Raw genomic sequence first — 10,263 nt, 5'->3', positions numbered from 1 at the left:
GTGCCGGGCGGCCGGGGGGCGCGGCCGCCGCTGCGGGTGGAGGTCGGCGCCCGCCCGGTTCCCGAGGACGCGCGGGTGCTCGACGACGCCGCCGAAACGATCCGGTTGCCCGGCGGTGATCCCGCGGCCGCGCTGGCCGCGCTCGCGGACCGCGGAGTCGTGGACGTGCTGCTGGAAGGCGGTCCGGCGCTGGCGGGCGCGTTCGTGGCCGCCGAGCGGGTGGACCGGGTGCTGGCCTACATCGCACCCGCGCTGCTGGGCGCCGGACCGGCCGCGCTGGGCGAGGCGGGAGTGGCGAGCGTCTCGCAAGCATGGTGGTGGGACGTCGAAGAGACGACGATGAGCGGTCCGGACGTGCGCGTCAGCGCCGTCCCGACGCGGCGTTGAGGAGGCAGAGCCGGTGTTCACGGGGATCGTCGAAGAGCTCGGGACCGTGCTGGCCGTCGAGCCCGCCGAGGACGTCGTGCGGTTGACCGTGCGAGGGCCGGTGGTGGCCTCCGATGCCGGGCACGGCGACTCGATCGCGGTCAACGGCGTGTGCCTGACCGTGGTGGACGCGGTCCAGGGGGACCGCTTCACCGTGGACGTGGTGCAGGAGACGGTCCGCCGCTCCGCGCTGAAGGCGGTCCAGGCCGGGGACCGGGTGAACCTGGAGCGCGCGATGGCGCTCGGCGATCGGCTCGGCGGGCACATCGTGCAGGGCCACGTGGACGGCACGGCCGTGCTGCGCTCCGACGAAGGCGATCTGACCCGGTTCGACCTGCCCGGTGGGCTGTCCCGCTACCTGGTCGAGAAGGGCTCGATCACGGTCGACGGGATCTCGCTGACCGTGGTGGACGCCGAACCGGACGGCTTCAGCGTCGCGTTGATTCCCACCACGCGGGAACTCACCACCCTAGGGGTGCGCCAACCGGGTGAAGAGGTCAACATCGAGGTGGACGTGCTGGCCAAGCACCTCGAGCGATTGGCCGCCGCACAGCTGGACGCGCTCGGCGAGCGCGGCCCAGGTGCGTGACCAGCGACTTCGTCAGCAGGGACGGTCCGCTGCGGTGCGGGTGATCGGGTTCGAGAGGAGCGCGGCGAGCCGGGGGAGACTGGTGGTGCCGGGACGCAGCGCCCGGTGCCGGAACCGAGGGCTGGTGTGGCGCGGCGCACCACGACCCCAGAGTGAAAGAGCACGGACACGGTGAGCAACAGGTTCGACGACATCGAGCGCGCCCTGGCCGACATCGCGGCGGGCCGCCCGGTGATCGTGGTCGATGACGAGGATCGCGAGAACGAAGGCGACCTGATCTTCGCGGCGGAGCGGGCGACGCCGGAGCTGGTGGCGTTCATGGTGCGCTACACGTCCGGCTACCTGTGCGTCGGCATGACCGGCGAGGACTGCGATCGCCTCGACCTGCCACCGATGTACCACACCAACCAGGACCGCAAGGGCACCGCCTACACGGTCACCGTGGACGCGGCCGAGGGCGTCACCACCGGCATCTCCGCCGCCGACCGGGCCCGGACGCTGGGCGTGCTCGCCGCGGGCGGCTCGACCGCGCAGGACCTGACCCGGCCGGGACACGTGGTGCCGCTGCGCGCCCGGCACGGCGGGGTGCTGCGGCGGCCCGGGCACACCGAGGCGTCGGTGGATCTGGCCCGGCTGGCCGGGCTGCGGCCCGCGGGCGCGCTGTGCGAGATCGTCAGCCAGAAGAGCGAGGGCGACATGGCCCGGCGCGACGAGCTGGAGGTCTTCGCCGACGAGCACGAACTCGCGCTGATCACCATCGCCGACCTGGTCGCCTACCGCAGGCGGTTCGAGAAGCAGGTCGAGCGGGTCGCCGAGGCGCGCATCCCCACCGCGCACGGCACGTTCCGCACCTTCGGCTACGACAGCACCCTGGACGGCATCGAGCACCTGGCGCTGGTCTACGGCGACATCGGCGACGGCACGGACGTGCTGGTGCGGGTGCACTCGGAATGCCTGACCGGCGACGTGCTCGGCTCGCTGCGCTGCGACTGCGGCCCGCAGCTGGCCGCGGCTCTGGAGAAGGTCGCCGACGAGGGCCGCGGCGTGGTGCTCTACATGCGCGGGCACGAGGGCCGCGGCATCGGCCTGATCCACAAGTTGCAGGCGTACCAGCTGCAGGACGACGGAGCGGACACCGTGGACGCCAACGTCGAGCTGGGGATGCCGGTGGACAGCCGGGATTACGGCCAGGGCGCGCAGATCCTCTGCGACCTGGGCATCAAGTCGATGCGGCTGCTGACGAACAACCCGGAGAAGCGGATCGGGCTGGAGGGCTACGGCCTCGAGGTCGTCGGCCGCGAGCCGCTGCCGATCCGGCCGAACCCGGAGAACCTGCGCTACCTGCGCACCAAGCGGGACCGGATGGGCCACGAGCTGACGGACCTGGACGACGGCGAAGATTCCTCGATCAGCGGGGACGGTCTCGGTGAACCGGGGGTGACGGCATGAGCGGCGAGGGCAGGCCGCGGGTGGAGGTCCCGGAGGCCGCCGGCCTGCGGGTGGCGATCGCGGCGATCCGCTGGCACGACAAGATCACCGGCCGGATGCTGGAGCGCGCCGTGCAGGCCGCGCAGGAATCCGGTGTCGCGGAGCCGACCGTGGTGCGGGTGCCGGGCTCGGTCGAGCTGCCGGTGGTGTGCCAGCAGCTGGCGCACCAGCACGACGCGGTGGTGGCGCTGGGCGTGGTGATCCGCGGCGGGACGCCGCACTTCGAGTACGTCTGCGATTCGGTGACCCAGGGGCTGACCCGGGTGGCGCTGGACGAGTCCACCGCGATCGGCAACGGCGTGCTCACCACCGACACCGAGCAGCAGGCGCTGGACCGGGCCGGGTTCGCCGATTCGGTGGAGGACAAGGGTTTCGAGGCCACCGCGGCGGCGCTGGAGACCGCGCTGGTGCTGCGCGACCTGCGCGGCTACGACGGCTCCGGGCGAGGGTTCCTGTGAGCCTCCGGCGCGGACACGGCAGACTGGTCTCATGCAGGCAGGCGAAACGCGGGGCGGCTCCGGAACGCCGCGGGCCGAGGAAGTGAGCACCGCCACCGGCACGGGTGCCGCGCAGGTGGAGGTGCGCCCGCGCAAGGTGCGCCGGGTGGTCATCCCGGTGGCGATCGTGCTGGTCGTCGTGTTCACCGTGGCCGCGGTCCTGCTGCGCAACACTCCGACCGGTGCTTACTTCCGGGTCTCCGACCAGGTGTCGATGGCCGCGCTGGGCGTGCTGCTGGCCTGTGGCGCGTTGTTGCTGCTGCGGCCGCGGATGCGGGCGGGCCTGCACGGCATCGAGGTGCGCAACATCGTCGGCACCCGCCTGTTCGAGTGGGACGACGTGCTGGCGATCAGCTTCCCGGACGGTGCCTCGTGGGCCCGCCTGAAACTGGCCGACGACGAGTACGCACCGGTGATGGCGATCCAGTCCAGTGACGGGGCAAGCGCCGTGCAGGCGATGCGCGACCTGCGTGAGCTGCGCAGGCAGGTGGACGCGGTGCGCGGTGGTGAGCAGCAGGAATCCCAGCGGGAATCGCAGTCCGGCGGGGACGACGCCGCGGCTGCGCGATCCGATCAGGACGAGCAAGGCTGAACGCCGCCGTGCGCGGTGCGTGAACGGCTGTCGAGCGGCGCGGTCCGGCCATGAAAAAGGTGCCCGGAAGTCGTTTCCGGGCACCTTCTCCGCGATCTCTCAGGCACGCGACCTGTGGAAGATCAGGCGGTAGATGATGAGCAGGATCAGCGAACCGATCACCGCCCACACGAAGCTCATCAGGTTGAACCCGGTGACACCGGCTCCGCCGCCGAAGTTCGTGCCCAGCCAGCCGCCGAGCAGGCCGCCGACCACGCCGATCACGATCGTGAGAATGATGCCGCCGGGGTCCTTGCCCGGCAGAATGAACTTGGCGATCGCGCCCGCGATCAGACCGAAGATGATCCAGCTCAGGATTCCCACGGTGTCCTCCTTCCGGTTCACGCGCCGCTCGCGGCACGCTCGTCTCGCACACATCGGACTACCCGAGCGGTGATGGATCAACCGTGATCTATACCCCGTTCGGGTGATCGCCAACGGTACTTTCGATCTCGTGGCGAAACCTCGCCCGGTCGCCCGGCGGCTGCGGACGCCGCGAGCGGGTGCGGGACAATGGGGAGAGCGTCGAGCACCGGACGCGTCGGCGCAGCCGGTGCGGTGGCTGGCGGTGCGGCAACTGGAGGAGGAGATCGTGAGCGTTGCCCCGGAGCGAAACCTGCGGCTGGTCCGGGACGAGCCCCGCGAACCCGCGGTGCGGCTCGGCGACATCCCGCTGCGCAACCGCATGGTCACCGCCTCCAGCCTGCTCGGCTACGGCGTGTCCAACGCGAAGCTGGTGCCCTACGGGATGAGCCCGATCTCGCGGTTCGTCCCGCTGGAGCGGTTCGGCGCGGTCACCACCCGCACGGTCACCGTCGAGCCCCGCGAGGGCCACTTCACGACGCAGGACGTGTGGCCGCTGCACGAGCTGCCCGCGCTGCTCAAGCGCTACGGGCAGGCGCTGCGGCAGGTCGACGGCGGCTGGCTCAACGCGTTCGGCTGGTGCAACGTCGGCATCGACGCCTACCTGCGGGACTACTACCCGCGCACTCGCGAGCAGAACACGATCATCTCGGTGGGCGGGTTCTCCGCCGCGGAGTTCGTCACGCTCGTGGACAAGATCAACGCGGCGGTGCCCGCGGGGGAAATCGCCGCGGTCGAGTTCAACGTCTCCTGCCACAACGTGAACTTCGACTTCAACGCCATCATCGAGTCGGTGCTGGCCGAAGCGGTGCCGCGCAGCGCGCACCCGGTGATCCTGAAGCTGTCCCCGGACTACGACTACCTCGGTCACGCCCGGCTGGCCGCCCGGCACGGCGTCTCGGCGCTGACCGCGATCAACACCCTGAAGGGCCTGCGGCTGGACCCGGAAACGGGGGAACCGTTGCTGCGCAACGGTTTCGGCGGGCTGTCCGGCCGGGCGATCAAGCCGGTCGGGCTGCGGGTGGTCAAGGAGCTGCGCGACGCCGGGGTGACGCTGCCGATCATCGCGACCGGCGGCATCCGCAGCTTCGACGACTGCCGCGAGTACTTCTGGGCCGGTGCGGACGCGGTGAGCATGGGCAGCGCGAGCTGGTTCGCCAGCTACCCCGGCTACGCTCTGTCGCCGGTGCACGCCGCGCGGAGCCGCGCCGTGCTGCGGCGCATCGAGCACTACGAGCCGCCGCGTCGCTGATCACCGGTTCGGCCGCCGCCGGGACCGGCTCGCCGCGATCCGCTCAACTCTGCGGATCTCCCTGCCGCACGACCGGCGCCCCTGCGCGAACCGCTTTCCGCGCTCCCGGACGCGCGCCCGGAATGTGTTGATCAACGGGAAATTCCGATCGGATGAAGATCCTCGACACGTCACGGGCAGAGACCGTTGACTTGCTGTGACGATCAACATCCGGAGGGGGACGATGATGTCGGGATACGGGACGTTCGGCAGCAGCCTGCGCGACCTGCCGCGGCTGCGGCAGTCCAAGCGGGGCCGGGTGTCGAGCTGGGACCGCACCGGCGGCAACACCGACAGCATCCGGCTCGCGCCGGGGGAGAGCCGGGAACTGGCCAACTTGGACGGTCCCGGCGCGGTCACGCACATCTGGTGCACCGTCGCGGTCGAGGACGGCGGGCTGCGGCCCGAGGTGGAGGGCGACTACCTGCGCAGGCTCGTGCTCAAGATCACCTGGGACGATTCGCCGCACCCGAGCGTGCTGGTGCCGCTGGGGGACTTCTTCGGCATCGGCCACGGCCGCACCGAGAACTTCGTGTCCGCACCGCTGCAGATGAGCCCGCAGGACGGCAAGGGCTTCAACTGCTGGTTCGCGATGCCCTTCGCCGCGGGCGCCCGGTTCGAGCTGGTCAGCGAGATGAGCCGGAAGCCGGTGATCTTCTACTACTACATCGACTACGAGCAGTACCGCCGCGCCGACCCCGAACTCGGCTACTTCCACGCGCAGTGGCGCCGGGAGAACCCGGCCGACGGCGTCGAGCAGGGCGAGCAGACCAACGACGAGTTCCTGTTCGGCGGCACCAACCTCGATGGCGCGGGCAATTACGTGCTGCTGGAGGCCGAAGGCCGCGGGCACTACGTGGGCTCCGTGCTCAACGTGCACAACCTGCGCTCGACCACCGACTGGAACTGGTACGGCGAGGGCGATGACATGATCTTCATCGACGGGGAGCCCTGGCCGCCGCGGCTGCACGGCACCGGCACCGAGGACTACTTCAACACCGCGTGGTGTCCCAGCCAGCCGTACCAGGCGCCCTACCACGGTCTGACGCTGCCGGGCGGGCCGAACTGGAGCGGGCAGGTCTCCTACTACCGGTTCCACGTGGAGGATCCGGTCACCTTCGACGAGTCGATCAGCGTCACGATCGAGCACGGGCACGCCAACAAGCGCTCCGACGACATCTCCTCGGTCGCCTACTGGTACCAGACCCTGCCGTCGAAGCCGTTCGGCCTGCCGCCGGTCCACGACCGGCTCCCCCGCCCGCTCTGACTCCCGGCTCACTCCTGGTGAGCCACGTGCGGGGAGAGATCACTCGGTGTCGGAGTCGAGCGAGGCCCTGCCGTGCACCGCCAGCGCCCAGATCACCGCCACGTCCACCGCGATGATCAGCAGCGACCACAGTGGCTGGTGCGGGATGAACAGGAAGTTGCCGAGCGCGCTCAGCGCCACGATCACGATGCCCGCGATCCGCGCCCAAGCCGCACCGCCCAGCAACGCCAGCCCGGTCGCCGCTACCAGCACTCCCAGGCCCAAGTGCGCCCAGCCCCATGCACCGACGTTGTAGCTGAACACGTAATCGCCGGTCACGGCGTAGACCGGGCCCTGCAGCAGCACGGCCGTCGACACGATGACGTGGAACACGCCGATGATCACCATCAGCACGCTCGCGAACAGCGCGAGACCGTCCGCCAGGCCGCCGGCCGGACGGCCGACTGCGTGGAAACCCCGATGTCCGAGCTGAGCCATCCCGATCACCCCTCCGGCGTTCGCACCTGGGTCCGAGTGGACCTCGACCGGCCGAGGTGACCAAGGGGCGAAGGTCCTCGCGCGCCGCGATGGGCGTGACGGGGAGTGTCGGCCGCGCACGTAGGGTGGAGCCGTGGCCGACCCGTCGACATACCGACCCGCCCCAGGCACGATCCCGGACGCGCCCGGCGTGTACCGGTTCCACGATGCCGAGGGCCGGGTCATCTACGTCGGCAAGGCGAAAAGCCTGCGCAGCAGGTTGTCGAACTACTTCGCGGACCTGTCCGGGCTGCACCCGCGCACCCGCCGGATGGTCACCACCGCGACCGGGGTGCGCTGGACCGTGGTCGGCACCGAGGTCGAGGCGCTGCAGCTGGAGTACTCCTGGATCAAGGAGTACGACCCGCGGTTCAACGTCCGCTACCGCGACGACAAGACCTACCCGGTGCTGGCCGTGACGCTGCACGAGGAGTACCCGCGGCTGCACGTCTACCGCGGTCCGCGGCGCAAGGGCGTGCGCTACTTCGGCCCCTACGCGCACGCCTGGGCGATCCGGGAGACGCTGGACATGCTGCTGCGCGTGTTCCCGGCGCGGACCTGCTCGAACACCGTGTTCAAGCGGCACGGGCAGATCGGGCGGCCCTGCCTGCTGGGCTACATCGGCAAATGCTCCGCGCCGTGCGTCGACCGGGTCAGCGCCGAGGAGCACCGGTCCATCGTGGACGATTTCTGCGATTTCCTGTCCGGGCGCACCGACACCTTGATGCGCAAGCTGGACAAGGAGATGCAGCGGGCTTCCGAGCAGCTGGAGTTCGAGCGCGCCGCCCGGCTGCGCGACGACCTCGAAGCGCTGCGCCGGGCGATGGAGAAGCAGGCCGTGGTGCTCGGCGACGGCACCGACGCCGACGTGATCGCCTTCGCCGAGGACGAGCTCGCCGCCGCGGTGCAGGTCTTCCACATCCGCGGCGGCCGGGTCCGCGGCCAGCGCGGCTGGGTGATCGACAAGGTGGACGACACCAGTACCGCCGCGCTGACCGGGCAGTTCCTCAGCCAGTTCTACGGCGAGCAGGCAGCGCTGGCCGATCAGGCCGACGCGGGCGGTACGCCGGTGCCGCGCGAGGTGCTGGTGCCGGAGCTGCCCGAGGACTCCGAGGCGCTGGCGCAGTGGCTCGGCGGCCTGCGCGGCAGCAAGGTGCACCTGCGGGTTCCGCAGCGCGGCGACAAGCGCACCCTGATGGAGACCGTCGAGCGCAACGCCAAGGAGGCGTTCGCCCAGTACAAGCTGCGCCGCGCAGGCGATCTCACCGCCCGCTCGGCCGCGCTGCAGGAGCTGCAGGAGGCGCTGGCGCTGGACAGCGCACCGCTGCGGATCGAATGCGTCGACGTCAGCCACGTGCAGGGCAGCGACGTGGTGGCCTCGCTGGTGGTGTTCGAGGACGGGGTGCCGCGCAAGTCCGAGTACCGCCGGTTCTCGGTGCGCGAAGGCGCCGAGGGCGGTGACGTCGGCTCGATCGACGAGGTGGTCCGGCGGAGGTTCGCCCGGTACCTGAAGGACGCCTCGGCCGAGGCGGGTCCCGATCCCGTGCCGGAGAACGACGGCGAATCCGCCACCGGCGGTTCGACCGGCGCCGAAGCGGCGCAACCGGACGGCGAGGCCGTGCGACCGGACGGTGCGGCGGGGGCCGACGAGGCCGCGGACTCCGCACCCGGCATCGACCCGGAGACCGGCCGCCCGCGCAAGTTCGCCTACCCGCCGAACCTGCTGGTCATCGACGGCGGCGCGCCGCAGGCCAACGCCGCAGGCGATGCGCTGGCCGAGCTGGGCATCACCGACGTGGCGGTGATCGGCCTGGCCAAGCGGCTCGAAGAGGTGTGGCTGCCCGCCGAGCCGGACCCGGTCGTCCTGCCGCGCACCAGCGAAGCGCTGTACCTGCTGCAGCGGGTGCGCGACGAGGCGCACCGGTTCGCGATCAGCTACCACCGCAAGAAGCGCTCGAAGCGGCTCAGCTCCTCGGAGCTGGATTCGGTACCCGGGCTGGGGCAGACCCGCAAGACCGCGCTGCTCAAGCACTTCGGCTCGGTGCGCAAGCTCAAGCAGGCGGGGGTTCAGGAGATCATGGCGGTGCCCGGCTTCGGCAGGCGCACCGCGGAGAGCGTGCACGCGGCCCTGGCCGGCCGGGCAGGGGCAAGCGGGGGAGACACCGGCACTGAAGGGGAGAGTCAGTGAGTGAGGAGCAGTCGGGCATCGAGGTCGCCGTGGTCAGCGGCCTCTCCGGCGCCGGGCGCAGCACGACCGCGAAATGCCTGGAGGACCTGGGCTGGTTCGTGGTGGACAACCTGCCGCCGGAGCTGATCGCGACGATGGTGGAGCTGGGGGCGCGCTCCAGCGGCGCGATCACCCGCGTCGCGGTGGTGATGGACGTGCGCAGCCGCGCGTTCACCGAGGACCTCGGCTCGGTGATCAAGGACCTGGACGCGCGCGGCTACAAGCCGAAGGTGCTGTTCCTGGAGGCCACCGACGAGGTGCTGATCCGCCGCTTCGAGCAGGTGCGCCGCGGACATCCGCTGCAGGGCGAGGGCAGGCTGGCCGACGGCATCGCCGCCGAGCGGTCGCTGCTGTCCCGGTTGCGTTCGGAGGCCGACCTGGTCGTGGACACCACCGGGATATCGGTGCACCAGCTGCGCACCAAGATCGAGGACGCGTTCGGCAGCGAGGCCGAGACCCGCACCCGCGTGACCGTGCTGTCCTTCGGCTACAAGTACGGCCTGCCGATGGACGCCGACCTGGTGATGGACTGCCGGTTCCTGCCGAACCCGTTCTGGATCCCGGAACTGCGCGAGTTCACCGGCCTCGACGAGGAGGTGCGCAACTACGTGCTCGGCCAGGAGGGCGCCGAGGAGTTCCTGCGCAGCTACCAGGACCTGCTGCGGCTGGTCGGCGCCGGCTACCACCGCGAGGGCAAGCGGTACCTGACGCTGGCGCTGGGTTGCACCGGTGGCAAGCACCGCAGCGTCTCCCTGGTGGAGGAGATGGCCCGCAGACTCGCCGACGACGAGGGGATGATGGTCAAAACGGTGCATCGGGATCTGGGGCGCGAGTGACGGGACGGCCACCCCGCACCTCGGACGAGCGAACACCGGACGGGCAGGCGTCGGAGAACGCAGCGCCGGAGGGCCCAACACCCGAGACCCCAGCGCCGGACGGCTCGGCGCCGGACGGCTCGGCCCCGCGCG

General features: G+C 71.0%; 11 protein-coding genes. 9 read left to right on the top strand and 2 right to left on the bottom strand.

Going from position 1 to position 10,263, the window contains the following annotated elements; all coding sequences use genetic code 11:
* From IJH84_RS04005 to IJH84_RS03985, 5 genes are all read left to right on the top strand, one after another.
* Positions 1–387 (top strand): dihydrofolate reductase family protein (locus IJH84_RS04005; RefSeq protein WP_295140302.1); only part of this gene is annotated, 387 nt, incomplete at its 5' end.
* Positions 388–400: 13 nt separating this feature from the next.
* Positions 401–1,015: a riboflavin synthase gene (locus IJH84_RS04000; protein ID WP_295140299.1), complete on the top strand. Its 615-nt coding sequence runs from the start codon at positions 401–403 to the stop codon at positions 1,013–1,015.
* A gap of 171 nt (positions 1,016–1,186) precedes the next feature.
* Entirely contained in the window at positions 1,187–2,464 is a 1,278-nt protein-coding gene (locus tag IJH84_RS03995; RefSeq protein ID WP_200069774.1) for a bifunctional 3,4-dihydroxy-2-butanone-4-phosphate synthase/GTP cyclohydrolase II, read from the top strand.
* Positions 2,461–2,961 carry a 6,7-dimethyl-8-ribityllumazine synthase gene (gene ribH / locus IJH84_RS03990; RefSeq protein WP_200069773.1) on the top strand — a complete coding sequence of 167 codons (501 nt, stop codon included), beginning with the start codon at positions 2,461–2,463 and terminating at the stop codon, positions 2,959–2,961. Before IJH84_RS03995 ends, ribH begins: the two co-directional genes overlap by 4 nt.
* Positions 2,962–2,992: 31 nt before the next feature.
* Positions 2,993–3,592 (top strand): PH domain-containing protein, encoded by a 600-nt coding sequence (locus tag IJH84_RS03985; RefSeq protein WP_367268949.1) that lies wholly within the window; start codon positions 2,993–2,995, stop codon positions 3,590–3,592.
* 99 nt (positions 3,593–3,691) lie between these two features.
* Here the strand turns inward: IJH84_RS03985 and IJH84_RS03980 are convergent, their stop codons facing one another.
* On the bottom strand, positions 3,692–3,955 hold the full coding sequence (locus IJH84_RS03980; RefSeq protein ID WP_200069771.1) for a GlsB/YeaQ/YmgE family stress response membrane protein: 264 nt from the start codon (positions 3,953–3,955) through the stop codon (positions 3,692–3,694).
* A 268-nt stretch (positions 3,956–4,223) separates the two neighbouring features.
* On the opposite strand from IJH84_RS03980, the gene IJH84_RS03975 reads away from it, so the two are divergent.
* Together IJH84_RS03975 and IJH84_RS03970 are read left to right on the top strand one after the other, a co-directional pair.
* Positions 4,224–5,246, top strand: a complete 1,023-nt coding sequence (locus IJH84_RS03975; protein ID WP_295140294.1) for a dihydroorotate dehydrogenase — start codon at positions 4,224–4,226, stop codon at positions 5,244–5,246.
* 226 nt (positions 5,247–5,472) lie between these two features.
* Complete coding sequence (locus IJH84_RS03970; RefSeq protein ID WP_200069923.1) at positions 5,473–6,552, top strand: glycoside hydrolase family 172 protein; 1,080 nt, start codon at positions 5,473–5,475, stop codon at positions 6,550–6,552.
* A gap of 39 nt (positions 6,553–6,591) precedes the next feature.
* Here the strand turns inward: IJH84_RS03970 and IJH84_RS03965 are convergent, their stop codons facing one another.
* Complete coding sequence (locus IJH84_RS03965) at positions 6,592–7,029, bottom strand: hypothetical protein (protein ID WP_295140291.1); 438 nt, start codon at positions 7,027–7,029, stop codon at positions 6,592–6,594.
* A 133-nt stretch (positions 7,030–7,162) separates the two neighbouring features.
* Between IJH84_RS03965 and uvrC the strand changes: the two genes are divergently transcribed.
* Both uvrC and rapZ read left to right on the top strand, forming a co-directional pair.
* Positions 7,163–9,256 carry an excinuclease ABC subunit UvrC gene (gene uvrC, locus IJH84_RS03960; RefSeq protein WP_295140288.1) on the top strand — a complete coding sequence of 698 codons (2,094 nt, stop codon included), beginning with the start codon at positions 7,163–7,165 and terminating at the stop codon, positions 9,254–9,256.
* The gene (rapZ, locus tag IJH84_RS03955; RefSeq protein WP_295140285.1) at positions 9,253–10,131 is read left to right on the top strand and encodes an RNase adapter RapZ; all 879 of its coding nucleotides are present in this window, start codon (positions 9,253–9,255) and stop codon (positions 10,129–10,131) included. The genes uvrC and rapZ overlap by 4 nt, the downstream gene beginning before the upstream one ends.
* Positions 10,132–10,263: the final 132 nt, after the last annotated feature.

This window comes from Saccharopolyspora sp., from assembly GCF_017434145.1.
GTDB lineage: Bacteria > Actinomycetota > Actinomycetes > Mycobacteriales > Pseudonocardiaceae > Saccharopolyspora_C > Saccharopolyspora_C galaxeae.
Note: the sequence above shows the minus strand (reverse complement) of the source record. Positions and strands in the feature narration are given on the sequence as shown.